Here is a 19,091-nt window from a genome sequence, read left to right on the forward strand (position 1 = left end):
TCCATCGGTCAAGACAGCGTTGATGAATTCGTGGAGCATCCAATCGTCTTTCTATGTATGAACGAAATCGGCGGAGTCTGGCTTTTCTTCGGGATCGACCTGCTAAGAAAGGCGCTCACTGGAGACTCGAGAACCAGCGAAGAAGGCGTCCGGATGACATCCGTCCCGGATCTTGTCTCCGGACTCATGCTCACCATTCTCGGCGGATGCTTCTGCCTCGGTTCACTGATCTGGATTTAGGCCCGAGTTCCTAATTCTCAGGCATGACCGGCCGCCCCCGATCCCTACCTCTGTGACCCACCGACTGAAACATGTCCAATTCGAGCCCGAGCTCAGACCCTCAGCCCATGCATGACACGAATGCGGAGCAGTCGCTCCGGAATGTCTCCCAACGCGGCGACGAGAATCGGCCGTACAACGCCCCCTCCGACGGCCAATGCTCAATCGAGTCCGACGAGGTGCTCGTGCGGCGCTGGCTCGCCGAGAAGAGCGCGCGGACGCAGGAGGAGTACGCCCGCGACTTCGAACAATTCGTTGAGTTCGTGGACCTTCCGCTCCGGTACGTCACGCTCGGCCACCTACAGGAATACCGCGAGCACCTGAAAGACGGGTACGCGCGGTCTTCGCAAAAGCGAAAACTGTCGGCCGTAAAGAGCCTGTTCACGTTCGGGACGAAGCTCCGATACTTCGCCCACAACGTCGGCGCGGCCCTCTCCACCCCATCCGTCCGCAACGATCGCGCCGAGCGGATTTTGTCGGAGGCGGACCTGTGGGCCCTCCTGCGCGACGAGCGCGACCTGCGCAACCACGTGCTGCTCCGCCTGTTCTACGCCTCCGGCGGGCGGATCTCGGACGTCGAAGATCTTCGCTGGCGCGACCTGAAGGACCGCCCGGACCTGAACGGCCCGGACGGGCGGCCCGGCGGCCAGGTCACCTTCTTCGGAAAGGGCGGCAAGACCCGCGCCGTTACCCTGTACAGCAAGGTGTGGAGCCTGATTATCCGCCTGCGGGAGAACGAAGAGTCCGAAGGCCACGGAGCCGCCGACGATCCCGTCTTTCGATCCCAGAAAGGCGGATGCCTCTCGCGATCCCAGATCTGGCGCGTTGTGAAGAAGGCGGCCGTGCGGGCCGGGGTCAAGCTCACCGAGAAGACCGGCTCGGAGGGCGCAGTGAAACGCGACGAAGAGGGCGAACCAATTATGACATCCGAGGTATCGCCGCATTGGTTTCGGCACGCCCACGCGTCTCATGCCCTGCAGAAGGGGGCCGACCTGGAACTCGTCCGCGAAACCCTGGGCCACGAGAGCATCGAAACGACAAAGACCTACCTCCACGCCCAACCCGGAAAGTCCTCTTCCTACTACGTGGACGAGGCGCCGGACTTCAACGGATAGAAGCGCTCAGTCCGTTCGGGCCAGCACGTCCAATTGATGGGCGATGTAGGTAAGCCGGCCTTCGTGAATCTGGCGGCGGCGATCCGACAGCCAGTCCGCAAACGCGTCATCGTCGAGGGCCGGGTGGCCGCGAAGCTCGTTTTCAATGAAGTGCAGAATGTGGTAGAGAAAGTACGCCTCGTCCGCCGGGTAGTCCCCGTCCTGTGGCCAGACGATCCAGTCCGATCCGCCGGCCTCGAGAAGGGTACTCCCCGCGTCTCGGAGATGCGTCAAGAGACGTCGCCCCGATTGGTCACCGGCCCGACCGTCGTCGTGGTCGGTCGTCATGCTCTCGTGGTACAACGTTTCGACGCGCCCATCCAACCCCGAGTCGTGCGGCGGCTCGAAGGCCGTCACGCCGTCGAAATGAATCGGCAGGTACCACAGGCCCCGGTCACGGAGCAGCGGCCGGAGCGCCTGAATCGCGTCGGGGATCCGCAGCAGATCAAACAGCGCTTGTCCGACAATTGCGTCGAATCGGCCCCCATCGTGCGCCGCGGCGAAGTCGTACAGGTCTGCCGTCACGAACTCGAGGGCAACGGACTCGCCGTCCGCCGACCAGACCTGCGGGGATCGGCCGGTCACCTCGAACCCCTGTTGCTCCGCCCACGTCCGTAGTTCGGACGACGCGGTATCGAGCACCGCCGGATTCCGGTCTACGAGCGTATACCGGAGCGACGGGCCCGTTCGAACGTCCAGGGCAGTGACGATGCGCTCCACAGTCGCGCCAACGCCGGCCCCAACCTCTAAGATGCGGAGCGACGAAACGCCACCGAGCTCTTCGACGAAACGGGACCACACCCGATGATTGAGGGCGCGGCCGTCAATAGACTTTTTGGCCGTTAGGTACCGGGACAGGCGGTACGCGTCCGGAGCATTCACAGACAAGAGGGCGGGTCGGATAGAAAAATTACGCCGTATAGGAGGCCCAGGCGGTATCGTCCTCCCAGATCTTGACGGTAACGGTCTCCAGCTGTGCCGTATTCAGCTGCTCCGTCAGGGCCGTGCAGAAGATTCGGGAGAAGTGCTCGATACTGGGATTCAGCCCCTCAAATTCGGGCAGGTCGTTCAGGGTGGCGTCTTCGTACCGGTCCACGAGGGCCTCAAGGGCCCCCTCCACCTCCACGATGTCGACGAGGTACCCGTGTTCGTTGAGCTCGTCTCCCTTCAACGCGACCTCGACGTCGAAGTGGTGCGAATGCCACTCGTTCTCAGGGCCACAGTCGGGGACTGTAAGATAGTGCTGCGCCACGAAGTCGCGGCGAACCATCAGTTCGTACATGGCAGTGCCGTAGGGGTGAGAAGAAAACGGTTCAGTCGTACCGGTTCAGTTGTGCTGGAATACGGGCTGCAGCATCGAAGGATCGGTCGAAAGCTGTTCGTACGCTGCAGGAGCATCGTCGAGGGAAAATGTCTGGGAGACGAGGTCGCTCGGGGTGAGCGTGGGCAACAGGTCGAGCACCACGGACATGCGCCGGTCCTTTGTCCACCGGCCCCGAAGCGATGGATCGATGGTACTGACCTGACTGGAAATGATCTCCATTCGAGAGCGGTGAAAGTGACGCCCGAGGTCGATGGGGGCAGATTTCGTGCCGTACCAGGATCCCACCACGACCCGTCCACTGAAAGCCGTACGCTGCACCGCGTCGTTGAGTACGGACGGCTTCCCCGTCAGCTCGAACACGAGATCGGCGCGTGAAGCGTCGGGCCCAGAGGCGTCATGCCCCGTGCCCAGCTCCAGGTCGGACGAAGAGGCCACGGCCGTTCCCCCCAGCGATTCCGACATGGCCCGCCGGTGGGGCGACGGCTCGACGGTCCAAAGCCCACGAAGCGGATGCCGAGACAAGAGCTGAGTCGTGAGCAGCCCCACAACGCCCTGCCCGAGCACAACGACCTGCTCCCCAACCATGGGGCGTCCGTCCATAACGAAGTTTACGGCCGTCTCTACGGACGGGATCAGGGCGGCGTCTACAGCAGACACGGCGGGGGGCACGCGAACAAGAGCGGACGGCGACGTCACAAACCGGGACACGTGAGGCTGAAACGAAAAGACGGTGCGTCCCTCCCACTCAGCGTCGACATTGCTGCCCGTCGTCTCGACCGTTCCCACGCATGCGTAGCCGTAAGAGATGGGGTAAGAAAAATCGTCGTCCTCGAGGGCCTCGATCGTGGTATCGGCCGCCAGGGTTTCGGGAACGTGCCCCTCGTACACGAGCCGCTCCGTGCCCGGACTTACGGCCGAGCATTCCGTCTGGACCACCACCTCGTCTGGGGCCGGGTCCGGCACCGGCTCGGTCACCACTTCCACTTCACCAGGCCCCGTAAACTGTACCCGCCGGCGAGACGCACTTGTCATGTGGGTTGGGTCTCGTTCGAACTGCGTGTGGAAAGCATCGAGGACGGCCTCACTCGGAGGCGACGGGCCATACAGGATCTCCTTCCAGGACCAGGTCTTCTCCGTACCACCGCTGCTGGATGTTGTCCAACCGGGGAAAGTCTGACCGAGCGTGCGTGTCCTGATCTTCAGGGGCGAGCGAAGAGAGCGCCGCCGTTCCGCCTACGAACATGGGGGCGACAGTGACGATCACACGCTGGGCACACTGACGTCGCAGGAAAGAGGTGAGAATGCTCGTTCCCCCCTCCACCATCACGCTGGAAAAGTCTCGCTCCCCGAGGGTGCGTAGGAGAGTCTTGACACAAATTCCCCCCTCCGGCCCGCAAGACAGTTCAATGACCGTGCCCCCGTGCGCTTCAAGTCGCTCTTTGCGGTCCGGGTCCGCGTTGGGGCTCGTGACGATGAGCGGATCCGGGCCGTCCCCCGCAAGAAGTTGTGCGTCGGAGGGGAACCGCAGCGACGAATCCAGCACGATTGGGACCGGGTGCGTTCCATCGTTGTGTCGGACCGTGAGACGCGGGTCGTCGGCCAACACGGTTCCGATGCCGACGAGAATGCCGTCATGGAGCGCACGGAGTTGGTGGGTGAACCGAAGGGCCTGTTCACTGCTGATGGGGAGTGGTGTGCCCGACGTCGAAGCGATCGAGCCGTCTAGGCTCTGGGCGTACGTCAGTGTTACGAACGGCCGTCCCTTCTCTGCAAAATAGCGGTCAATCCGCTGCTTCAGGTCACGGAGTGATGTCCCATGGGCGTTGCCCTGAGCGTGCCCGTTCGCGGGTCCCAAATCCAAGATGTGACGCATCCGGTTTACCTTCGTCCGGAGGTACTCCGCATTGTGCCGGTTCACGTGGGGCTCAAGCGAAATCCGCTCGGTAATTTCAACCCCATGTTCGGCGAGGCTCTCAATCTTCTGTGGGTTGTTGGTCAGGAGGCGAGCGGACGACACACCCAGGTCATCGAGGATTCGTGCAGCGATGGCGTAGTCTCGCTCGTCGGCTCCGTGCCCAAGAATCCGGTTGGCCTCGACGGTGTCGTACCCGTCGTCTTGGAGGTTGTAGGCACGGAGCTTACTGAGAAGGCCGATCCCACGCCCCTCCTGACGCAGATAAAGAAGGATCCCCCGGCCGTTTTTTGCAATCCGTCGCATCGAAGCGTCGAGTTGCTCCCCACAGTCACAACGCAAAGACCCAAGGACATCACCGGTAAAGCACTCAGAGTGAACGCGTACCAGCACATCCTCCCCATCCGCGACATCCCCACACGCGAGTGCCAGGTGATCCTTGTCGTCCTTGCTGTTTTCGTACAGAGAGAGCGAGAACTCGCCGTCTACAGTGGGAATTCGAGCACTCGTCAACCGTTCGACGGAGGGAATCTCCATATCAGGGTTCATGAGCCGAGATCGGAATAAAAGGAACCACCACCGGCCGTTGGACGGCCAGCGTATGGCTGCTTACAAGGGCCAATCAAATTCGACTTTGGATCAACCAGTTCCGTTGCGTAGGGTTTTGGGAAAACTGTTACGGAGCCGACTCGAAGAAAGCCACCACACGATTGCTTACTTTGCAATAACAGAAGTTACAGATACTCCTCCAGTCCGTCCCTTGAATTATAGTAGAAGGCATCGTCCTTACGAGGAGCTTTTCGTATTCCACCACCGAACTAGCAAACGTTCAGGCCCCGTAGTGGTAGAGAGAGTATCCTCTTTGTGATAGAATACCGCCCTGAGTCGCACCTTCAGACGCAGCTCCCATGCGCTTTCGTCCAATTGTTGTTGGGGCCTTGTACCCCGGCATCACACGCGGCCTAAGTGCCGACCTTCTCGCCACCCAGGCTCTTTCGGGGACGGGGTATCCAGTTTGCACCTCTCACGTCGTTGCCGGAGACGGCGTCGTGACGGACGTCCTCAATGTCCCGACGGACACCGTGGCCGCGCAGCTCGAACATTTGTTTGAGACCCGGACCCCGACCAGTGCCAAAGTGGGCATCATCGGGGCCACACCAACCGTGGACCGAGTGTTCGACCACCTTCACTCGCTGGACGGCCCCGTCGTCTACGACCTCACCGTGAGCGGTCCGAGTGGCGAGGACGTTGTCGAACAGGAAGGATTGGAGGCGATTGTCGAACGCCTCAGTGAGCCGGACCTCGTCACAATCCGGCGCACAGATGCCGCCCTGGTAGCCGGCATGGAAATCCCCAGTCTGGACGATGCCCAGGTGGCCGCCCAACGGATTGCCCAGCAGGGGGCCGAGCACGTTCTGATCCGTTGCGGAAAGCTTCCAACTCACTTCTACGACCAGGAAGGGTCTCCACCGGATTACGCCCTGGATCTCTTTTTCGACGGGGACGACTTTGCCCTCTTCGAGGCCCCACATCTTGACGGCCTCCAGTCGCACCATGGCGCATCGAGTGGCCTTTTGCTTCCCTTGCTCCATCACCTCCAGACCGGGATGGAACTCGAACCCGCACTCCAAAAGGCCAAGGGCCGGGTCTCCGAAGCCCTCCGGGCCCTTCAACAGGACGAGGGAGACAATCCAGACGCTACCTTCTTCGAGACCCTCGAAGAGGAACCGACCATGGCTGAGGTTCAAGAGTAGCCGCTCCCAGCCTCTTCCCCCTCTCAAATACGTGTTGCCTCATGCCCAACGATGCGAAGGAGAACTCGAACCAGTCCAAGGCCACCATCTACGATGTGGCCGATCACGCAGGCGTTGCTATTTCGACCGTCTCGCGGGTGCTGAACGATTCGGAGGACGTGGCCGACCAAACCCGAGACAAGGTAGTGCGGGCCATTCAGGAACTCCAGTTCCGCCCGAACCGGACCGCAAAGTCGCTCGCTCAACGCTCCACGCGGACCATTGCCGTGGCGCTTCCCACGTTCACGACGCCCTTTCACAACGAACTGTTGAAGGGGGTGCGTGACCGGCTCGACGACGAGGACGTGGATCTGTTGCTCTGCGACCTGGAATGGGAAGCGCCGAAGCACTCCCTCCGCAGCTTTCTGGAGGGCGGCGCCATGGACGGGCTCCTGCTCGTGGGCGTGACCCCGGACGAGGACCTCGCCGACGAACTGCGGATGCTCGGGGGGCCGGTCGTGCTCGTCGGGGCCGAGCTGGCCGGCTTCGATTCATTCTACTGGGAGGACCAGCCCGGTGCGGAACTCGCAGTCAATCACCTCATCGACCAGGACTACACCCGGATCGGGGCCATCACGACGCCCCACGACAACCGTGTCCGCAACGAGCGGATCGCGGGGTATCGCCAGGCGCTGGAAGACGCGGGCATTGAGTTCAATTCCGACCTCGTGGTGCACGGCCACACTAGCAAGCACGATGGGTTCAGCGAAGAGTCCGGGTACGAGGCGATGCAGGACCTCCTGGCCCTCGACGACCCTGTAGAGGCCGCCTTTGCGAGCAGCGACGTACAGGCCATCGGGGCCTGGCAGGCACTCCGGGAAGAAGGATTTGAGGTGCCCGACGACTTTGCCTTTGTTGGGTACGACGACATTAAGGTAAGTCGCTTCATTGGACTGAGCAGCGTGGCCCAGAACATGCACAACGTCGGGAACGAAGGCACCGATCTTCTCCTGGACCGATTGGAGAAGCGGGGACCCGAGAAGTACACCTCCCGCTTGGTGGAGCCGGAACTCCACATTCGAAAATCGAGCCAACGTCCCTGAGTCCCTCCAGGCGCCTCACCTGTCGACGCGCCCACCCCAATTTCGGGACGGAGCACGCCCCTTCAGTCCTCGCCTCCCTTTCACCCCTCAACTGCGGCGGAGCCCCGTTTTATGGACAAGCAACTCATTGAAGACCAGCTGGACCACACCATCGAGCAGACCGGTTTTGACGACCTGGGAGAGATCTACCATGGAAAGGTTCGCGACAATTACCGACAAGGCGATCGGCGCATTCTGGTCACGACCGATCGGATCTCTGCCTTTGACCACGTCCTCCCACAGACCATTCCATTCAAGGGACAAATTCTGAATCAGACGGCCGCCTACTTCTTCGACGCCACAGAAGATCTTGTCCCGAACCACGTCCTCTCCGTTCCGGACCCCAATGTGACTATCGCGAAGGAGTGCACCCCCATTCCCATCGAGTTTGTGGTGCGGGGCTATTTGGCCGGGCACGCCTGGCGGGAATACGACCGGGGGACACGGACCCTCTGCGGGAAGAGCCTACCGGACGGACTCCGAGAGAGCGAGCAGCTGCCCGAGCCGATCCTCACTCCTACCACCAAGGCCGAAGAGGGGCACGACCAGGACGTGAGCCGAAAGGAGGCGCTTGCAAATACCGGCCTGGCCCCCGCCACCTACGACCAACTCGCAGAGTGGGCCCTCGCGTTGTACCGACGCGGCCACAAGATGGCAACGGAGCAGGGCCTCCTCCTCGTCGATACGAAGTATGAATTTGGCCGCACGCCCGACGGGGATCTCGTGTTAATCGATGAGGTGCACACCCCCGACTCATCGCGGTACTACTACGCAGACGGGTACGAGGATCGCCTTGCCGAGGGCCGTCCCCAGAGGCAGCTCTCGAAGGAGTTCGTTCGGGAGTGGCTCATGGACCATGGCTTCCAAGGACGAGCCGGCGACGAGATGCCCACGCTTCCGGATGCGTTCCGAGCAAAAGTTACGAAGCGCTACGTGGAGCTCTTCGAAAAAGTGACGGGACAAACGTTCGAACCGGATACGCACCCCAACCCTGAAGCCCGTATCCACTCGGCCCTAGGCGATTACGTCGTTCAGGAGTCGCACTAGGAGCCCGACTCCAGGGCCGTCCCCTCTTCCGACGTCGCGGCGTACGTGGCGGGACGTCGGTCTCGCAGGACATCGTTGTGGGCATTGATGTTGCGGTCGCGCGCCTCACGCGGATTGAGCTCAACGACCTCCACCACGTCCGCCGACTCGTCGGCCCGCGTCAAGATGGTCCCCGAGGGGGCGCACACCTCACTCATCCCGATGAATCGCAGGGATTCCCCCTCCTTCTCCTCTCGTCCGTGCCGGTTGGCCGTGATGGTGAAGACGTGATTCTCACGAGCACGGACCGGCATGGAATCAGGGCAGTGTGGGAGGACAAGGTTGGAGGGATGAGCGATCACGTCCGCCCCTCTCAACGCAAGCGTGCGGGCTGCCTCGGGAAAATACCAGTCGAAGCACACCATGACCCCGAGGCGGTACGAGGTCCCTGCCGCGGTGTGCTCCTCAAAGACCCGAAAGCCCAGGTCGCCCGCCTCAAACAGGATCGTCTCCTCGTAGAAGAGGTGAACCTTGCGGTACGTGTCCACCCGGCCGTCGGGCCGCACCACCACCGCGCTGTTGTAGAAGTGATCCCCATCCCGCTCGGCCAGCCCCGCTACGAGTGTCGCCCCCAGCGAGTCGGCCCAGCCCCGCAGTGCCGCCACGGATTTGCCGTTGGGGATCGGTTCGGCGACGCGTTCCAGATCGTCCTTCGACTGAAAAAAGTACCCGGACGTAAACAGCTCGGGCAGGACGATCAGGTCCGCCTCAACGGAACGAAGAAGCGATTCGACCGCGGCGAGGTTTTGATCGACCTCAAGGTACGCGGGGGCAAACTGGAGATAGGCAGCTCTCACGGGCACTCAACACTGGAGCGTGGGGACATTCGGACCGATGCCCCATCGGGCCTGCGCCATGGACCCTCCAGCCCGTTTCGACGGCGCAGGCCGCGGATGGACACCGACGTTCCGGCTCCCTCATGAGCAGTGAGGAGAGAACGGATAATGCTTAGTGTAGGGGATCAGGCAGGCGAGATCAAGGCCCGAAGCGGCCGGATGGTTAACAAGGCAAATTGCAACAACAGATGCTCAGTGCTCGTGCCGGTCCCCCTTTAGCTGCTGCACCGTTTCTTTCAAAGCATCGAAGTCCGGCTGTTGACCCGCGTCGTCGAGGACCTCGGCGTACTGAATCGTGCCCGCCGGGTCGACGACGAAGGCCGCCCGTTTGGCAATGCGGTCCAGGCCCATGGCGGTGAAGTTCTGGTCGTATTTTGCCCCGTACTCCGCGCAGACGGTCGCGTCGTGATCGCTCAGGAGCGGAAACTCAAACTGCTGCGTGGATCGGAACTCTGACAGAACGGCCGGGGCGTCCGTTGAGATGCCGACGACGTGGGCGGGCTCGAACGAACCGAGGTCGTTGTTCACGGCATTCAGCTCCGTCGTGCACACGCTGGTAAACGCGCCGGGGAAGAACAGAAGGACGACGGGCTGATCGAGATGATCGGACAGCGCCCAGGGCTGTGCCTCGTCCGTGTAGAGCGTGAAACGGGGGGCGCGGTCTCCTTTTGAAAGCGAATGGGTCGTACTCATGAGGAGGATGGGGTCGTAGTGTAGGAGTGGAGAGAAGTCCAGTTGCGGTTGGTTATTCGAATCGGATGGCCTTCACGGGTTCAACCCGCGCCGCCACTCGGGCAGGGATGTAGGCGGCCGCCCCACACAGGAAAACGGTCACGACCGCCACGAGCAAGAAGTCGAGCGGGTTCAGTGCAATCGGGGCCGTGGTCATGTAGTAGGCCTCTGCGGGGAGTGAGACCAATCCGAACTGCTGCTGCAGGAGCGCAAAGGTGAGCGCCAGGGCCGCCCCGAGGCTCGTCCCGACGACGCCGATCAGGACCCCCAGGACGAGAAATAGTCGCTTCAGTGTGCGGCCCGAGGTGCCCAGCCCCTTGAGAATGCCAATCTCACGGGTTTTTTCGAGAATCAGCATCAGGAGCGTCCCGATGATGTTGAAGGCGGCGACGATGACAATGACCCCTATCACGAGCGGAATGATGCTCTGTTGCAGGTCCACCCAGGCAAAGAGCCCTGCGTACTGCTGGTAGACGGTACGGGCGGATACCGGAAACCCGAACCGGTTCTCGATCTGCGCCGCCAACGAATCAATCCGGGATGGGTCCGACACCGTCACGTTGAACCGACTCACGGACGGAGCAGCCAGGGATCCCAGTTCCCGGGCGACTGCGGTGCTACTGAAGACATACACATCGTCGATGTCCTGGAGCGACGTATCGTAAATGCCGTGGATCCGAAACTGCTCGACACGAGGCCGCTGTCCCCCCATCGACATCCCGGATTCTCCCTGCTGTAGGGCAAACGCAGTTACACGGTCCCCAACCGCCAGGCCGAGCCGAGTGGCCATCTCCCGCCCCACGACGAGGCCCGGCTCTCCTCCCTTCTCGCCGTCCACGGCACCCCCGCCGGCCTCCACCCGTTTCCCCAGGTACGAGGGAAGCCGGTCCATGCCCAGCAACACCACCCCGTCGATCGCGTCCTCCGAGTAGCGAAGCAGCACCGGCTGCTCGACCACCGGAGAAACGCCGGAGACGCCCTTCATTTCATGAAGCTGGCGTCGGAGCGACGCGCCCCGATCCAGCGGCTCGTCCTGAACGTAACTGGACACTTGAATGTGTGCCCCGAACCCCACGATTTTTTCTTCGATCTCTTCGCTAAAGCCCCGAACGATCGCGAGGGCGAGGAGCAGCGCAGCGACCCCTAGCGTTACGCCCCCCACGGCTACGTAAATAATGAAGCGCAGGAAGCTCCGGCCTTGTTCTCGTCCCTCGGCCCCCCAGAGGTACCGAAAGGACATAAAGCGCTCGAAGCGAACGGGCACGGACCAGGAGAAAGCGGTGTGGGCAGCAAGGACGAAGCGCAAATTGAAATCCGTTTCCGCTACAAGACTGCCAGGAAGAAGATCCGACCGCATCCTTCGGTCGAACATGCCCAGTCTCCTTCCCGTACCTAGAAGCAGATTACATTTTCCGCACAATCCGTCGCTTCGACGCCCCCTCCCATGAACAACGCATATCCCGAGACCCCTCCTCCCGAGAACGAACCGGTTCGTGCCTACGCCCCCGGGTCCGAAGACCGTCGGTCCGTTCAGGAGCGACTCAGGGAACTGAGAAACCAGACCGTTGAAATCCCAGCCTTCGTGGGGGGCACCCCCGTGTACCCGGGCTCAACCTCCGAGGTTGTCCCGCCCCACGACCACCAGCACACGCTCGGGGAGGTACACCAGTCCGGGAAGGCCACCGTGGACGACGCAATCGACGCGGCGATGGAGGCCAAGGCCGAGTGGGCCGCGATGGACTTTTCGGATCGGGCCGCCATCTTTCTCCGTGCCGCCGACCTGATTGCTGGGCCGTACCGGGACACCCTCAACGCGGCGACCATGCTGGGACAAGGGAAGAGTATCCACCAGGCCGAGATCGACGCGGCCTGCGAGCTCATCGACTTCCTCCGGTTCAACGTCCATTACGCGGAGCAGATTTACCGCGACCAACCGAACGACTCGCAGGGGATCTGGAATCAGATGCAGTACCGGCCGCTCGAAGGCTTTGTGCTGGCCGTCACGCCCTTCAACTTCACCGCCATCCAGGGCAATCTCCCGACGGCCCCGGCCCTGATGGGCAATACGGTGTTGTGGAAGCCGGCCTCTCGATCCGTGTACTCCGCGTTTTTCTTCTACAAGATTCTGGAAGAGGCGGGCCTTCCCCCCGGCGTCATTAATATGCTGCCCGCCGACGACGGCGCAGCCGTGGGCACGCCTGCGCTGCAGTCCGAACATTTCGCGGGCCTCCACTTCACAGGGTCGGTCGGGACGTTTGACCACCTCTGGTCCACGATCGGCGACAACCTGGACACCTACCGCACCTACCCGACCATTGTCGGAGAGACGGGAGGCAAAGACTTCATCGTTGCGCACCCGTCGGCCCACGTCGAGCAATTGGCGACCGCTGTTGTGCGCGGCTCGTTCGAATACCAGGGGCAGAAGTGCTCCGCCGCCTCCCGGCTCTACATGCCCGAGTCAATCTGGCCGGACGTTCGGCGCGAAATCACAAGTCAGCTGGACGAGGTCACCGTCGGGCCGCCAGAGGACTTTACCAACTTCCTAAATGCAGTCATCGACCAGCGGGCGTTCGACAAAATTGTGGGCTACATCGAGCGGGCCCGTGAAGCCGACGACGCCGAGATTGTGTACGGCGGAGACTACGACGACTCCACCGGGTACTTCATCGAACCCACGATCATCCGCGCCCACGCCCCGAAGGAAACGACCATGTGCGAGGAGATCTTCGGGCCCGTGACGACGGTCTACGTGTATCCCGACGAGGAATTTGCATCCACCCTCCCCCTCGTCGACGAAACCTCCCCGTACGGCCTCACCGGGTCGATTTTCGCGCGCGACCGTGCGGCGATCAAGCTGGCGAGCGATGTTCTCGAACAGGCCGCGGGGAACTTCTACATCAATGACAAGCCCACCGGCGCGGTGGTTGGGGAACAGCCCTTCGGCGGGGCCCGGCGGTCGGGAACCAACGACAAGGCGGGGTCTGCCTACAACCTCATGCGCTGGGTCTCTCCTCGTGCCATCAAGGAAAACCTGAACCCGCCGACCCACCACGGGTACGCCTGGAATCAACCCGACGCCACGAAGGCGACGGACGCGCCCCAGGAGGCCGGGGACGGTGCGGTCGCGTCGTGACGGAGCCAGCAGATTGACGGGAAAACCAGGGACCGACGATTCATCCCTCATGGTACCGCCCCGATGGACGTGCCCACCGTTTTCGAGAGCACTCACCATCCCGACGAAGACGCATGGGGACTGGTCTATACACGGTTTCTGGGCCGTCCCCTCGGGGTGTGTACCGTCCCGTTGATGGTGGGCGCCACCACCTCGGCCCTCCTCAAGCAGCCCATTTGGGCATACCTCGTCTGGGGGCTCCCCGTCGCCCTCATCCTGGCGACGGTGTGGACGCACTTTTCCTTGAGCCGGACCCCTGCTGAAATCAGCTTTCGCCCCGGCCAGGCGGCCGTCCGGAGCGTCTACGACGTGCTCCTCGATCGCCCCCGAGACTGGAAGCCCATCTTTAATGTGCGCACGACATCGTTCGACGTCGAACTCGCGGTGGGGCGGACAACGTACCTCCTGCAACCGACCCAGTGGCCAAGGTTTGGGGCGCTTCGCGACGCTGCACGCGAGTCGTTCCGGCCCCAAGAAGCATCGTCTCGTGCGTAGAAGGGCAGTGCTCGCTCTCCTACCTGGTGTCATGTGTTGGTCTTATCACTCCATTTGCAATAACGGAATTAGCGGCCATGTCCACCTTGGACATCGATCCTGACGCGAACGTGTCCGTGCGGGAGCAGCTCGTCAACCAGCTCCGCTACCTCATCGCGTCTGGGCACTACAATGTCAACGACACGCTTCCGTCCACCCGAACGCTGGGCGACCAGCTCGACGTTTCCTTCCACACGGTCCGAAAGGCGTATCAGGAACTGGAAGACGAGGGGCTTCTCAGCTCTCAGGTTGGAAGTGGATACACCGTCAAAGAGCGGAGTCCCCTGGCCAAAAGCGAGCGGATGGAGCGCGGGGCGAAAGTGGTCAACGACACGCTGCAGCAGCTGGTCGGGCTGGGGCTCAGCGACGCAGAGATCGAATCCCTCTTTCAGGAGCAGGCCACCCTGCTCGACCACGCGGGACTGGAGCGCAAGCTCATCGTCCTCGGCCCCCACGACGAATTGAACCGCCTATGTGCGGACCAACTGAGCACCGCCCTCCAAAAAACCGTGCTACCGGTCTCCCTCTCCCGAATCGAGCGTCACAAGGACGCGGACTACGCATTCTCACCGTATCCGTACCTTGCGCAGGTGCTGGAGACGCTCTCCCGAACCGACACCATGGGATTTTCGACCCACCTTCCTCCCGCCGTCCTCGAAACGGTGGCCCGGCTCCGCGACCGTGAGACACTCGGGCTGGTGACACGCTACCAGGACACCATCCCCCCTCTGTCTGAAGAGCTTCGGTCCCAAACAGCCTACGATGGACAGGTCATTGCCGCGTCAATTGATCGTGAGGCAGACCACCTTCAGAGCTTCGTCCAGGAGACGGACCTGTTGCTCGCCACCCCGGCGAGTCAGCGTCGCCTCCGGCCCTACCTGGACGACTCCCTCCACGATGTCGAAGAGCTGAAGCTGCTGGTCGGCAAGGATTCAATTGAGGCCATCGCGAATGCCGTGCCGGCTTGACTGTCCCCTACCGCCCTTGTGGCGACGCCTCCTCGCCCCCGGACTCCGACCCGGACGCGCTCTCCGTCGCCGGGGCCTCCTCCCTTCCATTCTGGTCGGCCCGGATCTCCTCCGCGTCCGGGTAGGCGGAGGAGTGAGGGGACGCGTCTGCAAGCTGGGGCCGCGGCTCCTTCCGCGACCGTGCCGGCGAGGCCGGTTCGGGCTCCACCCAGGCCCCCCACGCGTCCTGGCCGTACGCCACGGACACGTTGACGTACGGCCGGTCCGCCCGGAGCGACACCACCTCAAAGTCTGGCTCGGCGGATTCTTCCTCCTGATCCGGGTACTTGACCCGCACGTGGTAGATGCCAAGCAGCATCTTCAGGAACGTGTCCTTGATTAGCCGGAGGTCGCGGAACGTGAGGTTCGTGTTGTCGAGTTGCCCATCGTCAATCCGCTCGCTGAAGAGCAGATCGATGAGGTTCTCCAGGCGGCGGGGCGACGGTTCATCGAGACTCCGACTCGCGGCCTCCACCGAATCGGCCAGCATCAGAATGCCGGTTTCCTTCGAGTCGGGCTTGGGCCCCGGGTAGCGAAACTCCGACTCCGGCACGGATCGGTCCGTATTCTCGGTCCGGCTGAGGGCCTTTTGGTAGAAGTACTCGATCCGGGCCGTCCCGTGGTGCATGGGAATGAACTTGTGCACCTGCTCCGGGAGTCCGTCGTCCTTCCCCATTTCGAGGCCCTCTTTGACGTGGCTCGCAATGATGAGCGCACTCATCCGGGGCTTCAGTTCATCGTGGGGGTTCGACATCGTACGCTGATTCTCGACGAAGTACTCCGGCTTCTTCATTTTGCCGATGTCGTGATAGAGGGCGCCGACCCGGGTCAGCAGCGCGTGGGCCCCAATCCGGTCGGCGGCCGCCTCGGCAAGATTGGCAACCTGGAGCGTGTGGTTGAACGAGCCGGGCGCCCGTAGGCTCAGCTCTTTCAGCAACGGACGGTTCGTGTCCGAGAGCTCCAGCAGGGTCAGGTCCGTGGTGATGTCGAAAATGCGCTCCAGGGCCCACAGAAACAGCGACGACGTGATCGTGATGGCGGAGGCGATCGCCGCGTAGGCCAGGTCGGGGGCCACCCGTCCGAAGGGAAGGTCGAGATACAGCCAGGTGGCGAAGAGCACGAGCGCGTACCCCGCGAACGCCAGCCCCCCACTCACAAAAAACTGCCCGCGATTTTTTATGTCCCGGACGCTAAAAATCCCGAAGGCACCGGCAAAAAAGGTGGCGACGGTATACTCGAGCTCGAGGCCCAGCATTTGTCCCCCGGTCAGGGCCAGCACCAGCGTCCCGATGAGGGCAATGCGGGAGTTGAAAACGATGGTGAGCAGTACCGACGCGAGCGGCACGGGCACGACGTACAGGGACCAAGGCGCCCGAATGGCAATCCCGTAGAGGAGAATAATGAACGCGAGGACCACCGATACCAGTACAAGATCCCGGTTCTTGGACCAGATCTCGGGCCGGAGGAGATAGAGGTAGAAGAAGAAGAACCCAAAGCCGAGCAGGGTAAAGAGGACCTCTCCGCTCAGCTGTTTCGCTACAATGTTGGACCCAAGCCGATCACTCTTCGCCCGTTCGAGAGACGTGAGCTTGCGTTTGATTTCTCGGGTGACCCGTTGCCCCGTCCGTACGATGGGCTCCCCTTCTTCCACCCCGCCCTGAATGGCGGTCACTTTCTGGGCACGCTGATCGCGCTCCTCCATCGTGTCTTCGCGGAGATACTGGAGCGAAGGCACGAAGATCGCCCGGAAGAAGGAGGCCGCAATGCGGGAGTGCTCCCGGTTTTCCGAAAATCGCTCACGGAGTTGGCGCTCGGCGTACTCGAACGACTCGTTGAGCCCGTAAAGGTTGTCCTTTTCGACCCTGCGCTGGGTCTGGTCCTGCTGATTCCGGACGATGATCTCGTCGGTCACTACCGAATCGCGCGGCCGGTTCATGACCCCGAGACTGAGAAGCTGTCCGCCCACCTCAAAGGCCGCCTCAAGCAGGCGGCCATGCAGACGGGACGACATCTGGCCCGCGGACTGGCGGGAGGGGGAACGAAGGTCCTGTACCTCCTCCGCATACTCGGACGCTAGGTACTCCCACTGTGACGCACTGAGCGTGACCTGGGCATTCCGGCGGCGCCGAACGTAGTCGAGCGAGTCTTGGCGCGCGGCCTCCCGTTCCCCCTGCTGTCGATGGTAGCGGTAGCTCGCGTAGGCCTCCAGGATGCGGTTCAGTTGGCGACGCAGAGTGTCCCGGTTTTCCGTCAGCTTCTGCGACGCCCCTTGCACCTCTCGAAAATAGGGAGATGTATTCGCTCGGACCGTGTCGCGCCGGGCCTCTACACGCTCCTGGTCGAGGTATACGGGAAAATTGAATGGGGCACTGAGCGTGGACTGGCGCCACGTGTCGCCCACCTCTACTGTATACTCGTAGAAGTCCCCCCGCGGGAACGCCCCGACGGTAAGGGCCACAAGGCCCAGAAAAAGACCGCCGCGCAGGGCCCACTGCTTCCACGCCTCGGGGGCCTCGGACTCGTCGTTAGTTTCGAGATCATGCCCCACGGGTTGAGGCGACCGCCGGCTCCAACCGAGCAACTCAAGAAGTCCCATAGTGGACCATGCAACCAATGACGGGGACCGTCCTCCCTCGCGGCTCGGAGAGACGGCCCGTGACGTGATGCCAAGGACAGCCTGAATGCATACAGGGAGGGAGAGGATCCTTCCGTGTGTTTTCCTAACCGCTTAGGATTCCGAGTCAGGCGATTCTGAAGACGTGGTATCCGGGTCTGGAAACGAGCCCTGGCCCCGGATGGTATCCGGAGATTCTGAGATGGAGGCCGGAGCCCCCCGAAGCGTATCGGCAAACTGCTCGGCCGTGTCCCGACGAATGATGACACGCCCCTGCTCGTCGGTCGAGGTGATGGGATACCGGTACCCTTCGAGAAGAAGCTCTAGGTTCTCGAGCTGATTCTGGAGCGTCACGCGTTCGACGAACGGGAAAACCCGGGCCTCGCCCGCCTCGATCCAGTAGGGCCGCCGGAGGTTGTCGTCCTGCTGAACCCGAAGCTCCCGCACGTCTTCGGTTGCCCGGACCGTAACGTGGAGGGTATCGCCGAGCGTGATGTCGGCCGGAGGCCGCCGGGCGGACCGCGGCGCCGGTGCACTGGTGTCGCCGGTGGCTTCTGCGGCCGAGGGGCCGGCATCGGCAGCGGGGGAAGCGCCCAGCGTCTCCCCCCCCGACGGGGGCTCAGACGTCGCGCCGCCCCTCGTAAGGTAGAATCCCAGTCCCCCGACCAGTCCAACCAGGAGGGCAATCCCGATGGTGGTCAGGACTTTGTCGCGGTGGGCCGCGAGAATCCCCTGGACGGTGCTGGAAAATGAGTCTCCCTGAGGAGTGCCCTGACGCGGCGCCCGCCCATGCGCCGAGGACGGAGCACGCCCCGCCCGTTCCTCCTCCCCGGACAAATCCGAGAAGTGCGGCTCCTCCTGCACGTCCGGGGACGGACGCTCGCCGGCTGCTTCGGACGCAGACGCCCCCGAACGGGGGGAGGACGGGGACTGCCCCGCTGAGGACTGAGCGTCGGAGGAGACGGCCTGGGTCGGATCCGTCTTCGTCTCTTGAGGGGACTCCTCTGCGGGGCCCAACTTATCTTCGGACGTCTTCTCTTCGGGCTTATCGCTCGGACCCGACGGCGAGTCGGCCGCGTCCTGTTCTCCTTCCGCGGATGGGGATGCCGCGGCAGCCTCTGAAACATCCGCCTCCGCCTCCGTTGACGGGGCGTTCAGAAATGTGACGGCGAGCTGATCGTCGTAGGTGCCGGAGAGCGCAGACTCCAGGTGCTCCACGACCGTCTCCGCAGAAAGCCCGATCGCTTCGGCGTAGGCGCGGACGAATGCCTTCAGGTAAACGCCGTTCATTCTCTCCTCTTCGTGGAGGACGCCCGCCTCGAAGGACTTCAGGTGCGAGGCATGGACTTGGGTTTCCTCCTGGATGGCCGTGCGGGACACGCTTCGATCCTCGCGGATCCGGCGCAGGTCACGCGCGAACCGCCGCAGGGCGGGAGTGTCCAAATCATCGGGCATGGCGACGAGAGAAGTCGGTGGGAGATCCCGAGCCCGGCGGTGCGCTCAACAAACCGAGGCCCACCGGCAGGGCCAGTCGGCAAACCTGCAAAAGAAAAGGCCGTTCCGCCG

At 62.6% G+C, this 19,091-nt stretch carries 17 protein-coding genes; 8 read left to right on the forward strand and 9 right to left on the reverse strand.

Annotation, left to right across the window (positions count from 1 at the left end; all coding sequences use genetic code 11):
• Positions 1 to 57: 57 nt before the first annotated feature.
• Together SRU_RS07960 and SRU_RS16035 are read left to right on the forward strand one after the other, a co-directional pair.
• Complete coding sequence (locus SRU_RS07960; RefSeq protein ID WP_164923586.1) at positions 58 to 240, forward strand: hypothetical protein; 183 nt, start codon at positions 58 to 60, stop codon at positions 238 to 240.
• A 107-nt stretch (positions 241 to 347) separates the two neighbouring features.
• Positions 348 to 1,394, forward strand: a complete 1,047-nt coding sequence (locus SRU_RS16035) for a tyrosine-type recombinase/integrase (RefSeq protein WP_374982322.1) — start codon at positions 348 to 350, stop codon at positions 1,392 to 1,394.
• Between the two features lie 6 nt (positions 1,395 to 1,400).
• On the opposite strand, the gene SRU_RS07970 is transcribed toward SRU_RS16035, so the two are convergent.
• From SRU_RS07970 to ribA, 4 genes are read right to left on the reverse strand one after another with little or no spacing between them, the layout of a single operon-like run.
• On the reverse strand, positions 1,401 to 2,315 hold the full coding sequence (locus SRU_RS07970) for a class I SAM-dependent methyltransferase (RefSeq protein WP_011404256.1): 915 nt from the start codon (positions 2,313 to 2,315) through the stop codon (positions 1,401 to 1,403).
• A 28-nt stretch (positions 2,316 to 2,343) separates the two neighbouring features.
• Positions 2,344 to 2,715 (reverse strand): 6-pyruvoyl trahydropterin synthase family protein, encoded by a 372-nt coding sequence (locus tag SRU_RS07975; RefSeq protein WP_011404257.1) that lies wholly within the window; start codon positions 2,713 to 2,715, stop codon positions 2,344 to 2,346.
• A gap of 45 nt (positions 2,716 to 2,760) precedes the next feature.
• A complete protein-coding gene (locus tag SRU_RS07980; RefSeq protein WP_011404258.1) occupies positions 2,761 to 3,789 on the reverse strand; it encodes a zinc-dependent alcohol dehydrogenase in 1,029 nt (342 codons plus the stop codon).
• Between the two features lie 49 nt (positions 3,790 to 3,838).
• On the reverse strand, positions 3,839 to 5,218 hold the full coding sequence (ribA, locus tag SRU_RS07985; protein WP_164923588.1) for a GTP cyclohydrolase II: 1,380 nt from the start codon (positions 5,216 to 5,218) through the stop codon (positions 3,839 to 3,841).
• Positions 5,219 to 5,577: 359 nt separating this feature from the next.
• Between ribA and thiD the strand changes: the two genes are divergently transcribed.
• From thiD to SRU_RS08000, 3 genes are all read left to right on the forward strand, one after another.
• The gene (gene thiD / locus SRU_RS07990; RefSeq protein WP_013062004.1) at positions 5,578 to 6,423 is read left to right on the forward strand and encodes a bifunctional hydroxymethylpyrimidine kinase/phosphomethylpyrimidine kinase; all 846 of its coding nucleotides are present in this window, start codon (positions 5,578 to 5,580) and stop codon (positions 6,421 to 6,423) included.
• A gap of 41 nt (positions 6,424 to 6,464) precedes the next feature.
• Positions 6,465 to 7,505: a LacI family DNA-binding transcriptional regulator gene (locus tag SRU_RS07995; protein ID WP_011404261.1), complete on the forward strand. Its 1,041-nt coding sequence runs from the start codon at positions 6,465 to 6,467 to the stop codon at positions 7,503 to 7,505.
• A 111-nt stretch (positions 7,506 to 7,616) separates the two neighbouring features.
• Positions 7,617 to 8,591, forward strand: coding sequence for a phosphoribosylaminoimidazolesuccinocarboxamide synthase (locus tag SRU_RS08000; RefSeq protein ID WP_011404262.1), 975 nt, complete (start codon positions 7,617 to 7,619; stop codon positions 8,589 to 8,591).
• Here the strand turns inward: SRU_RS08000 and SRU_RS08005 are convergent.
• The 3 genes from SRU_RS08005 to SRU_RS08015 form a co-directional block, all read right to left on the reverse strand.
• On the reverse strand, positions 8,588 to 9,433 hold the full coding sequence (locus SRU_RS08005) for a nitrilase-related carbon-nitrogen hydrolase (RefSeq protein ID WP_011404263.1): 846 nt from the start codon (positions 9,431 to 9,433) through the stop codon (positions 8,588 to 8,590). The genes SRU_RS08000 and SRU_RS08005 overlap by 4 nt on opposite strands.
• A 225-nt stretch (positions 9,434 to 9,658) precedes the next feature.
• The gene (locus tag SRU_RS08010) at positions 9,659 to 10,159 is read right to left on the reverse strand and encodes a redoxin domain-containing protein (protein WP_011404264.1); all 501 of its coding nucleotides are present in this window, start codon (positions 10,157 to 10,159) and stop codon (positions 9,659 to 9,661) included.
• A gap of 52 nt (positions 10,160 to 10,211) precedes the next feature.
• Positions 10,212 to 11,462, reverse strand: a complete 1,251-nt coding sequence (locus SRU_RS08015) for an ABC transporter permease (RefSeq protein ID WP_237701674.1) — start codon at positions 11,460 to 11,462, stop codon at positions 10,212 to 10,214.
• 180 nt (positions 11,463 to 11,642) lie between these two features.
• Between SRU_RS08015 and pruA the strand changes: the two genes are divergently transcribed.
• The 3 genes from pruA (at position 11,643) to SRU_RS08030 (ending at position 14,872) form a co-directional block, all read left to right on the forward strand.
• Positions 11,643 to 13,331, forward strand: a complete 1,689-nt coding sequence (gene pruA, locus SRU_RS08020) for an L-glutamate gamma-semialdehyde dehydrogenase (RefSeq protein ID WP_011404266.1) — start codon at positions 11,643 to 11,645, stop codon at positions 13,329 to 13,331.
• Between the two features lie 63 nt (positions 13,332 to 13,394).
• Positions 13,395 to 13,865, forward strand: a complete 471-nt coding sequence (locus SRU_RS08025) for a hypothetical protein (protein WP_011404267.1) — start codon at positions 13,395 to 13,397, stop codon at positions 13,863 to 13,865.
• 77 nt (positions 13,866 to 13,942) lie between these two features.
• Positions 13,943 to 14,872: a GntR family transcriptional regulator gene (locus tag SRU_RS08030; RefSeq protein WP_013062011.1), complete on the forward strand. Its 930-nt coding sequence runs from the start codon at positions 13,943 to 13,945 to the stop codon at positions 14,870 to 14,872.
• 7 nt (positions 14,873 to 14,879) lie between these two features.
• Here the strand turns inward: SRU_RS08030 and SRU_RS08035 are convergent, their stop codons facing one another.
• Together SRU_RS08035 and SRU_RS08040 are read right to left on the reverse strand one after the other, a co-directional pair.
• Positions 14,880 to 17,507: an HD family phosphohydrolase gene (locus tag SRU_RS08035; RefSeq protein ID WP_011404269.1), complete on the reverse strand. Its 2,628-nt coding sequence runs from the start codon at positions 17,505 to 17,507 to the stop codon at positions 14,880 to 14,882.
• A 132-nt stretch (positions 17,508 to 17,639) separates the two neighbouring features.
• Positions 17,640 to 18,980: a helix-turn-helix domain-containing protein gene (locus SRU_RS08040; protein ID WP_013062013.1), complete on the reverse strand. Its 1,341-nt coding sequence runs from the start codon at positions 18,978 to 18,980 to the stop codon at positions 17,640 to 17,642.
• Positions 18,981 to 19,091 lie beyond the last annotated feature (111 nt).

The organism is Salinibacter ruber DSM 13855 (assembly GCF_000013045.1).
GTDB classification, from domain to species: Bacteria; Bacteroidota; Rhodothermia; order Rhodothermales; family Salinibacteraceae; genus Salinibacter; species Salinibacter ruber.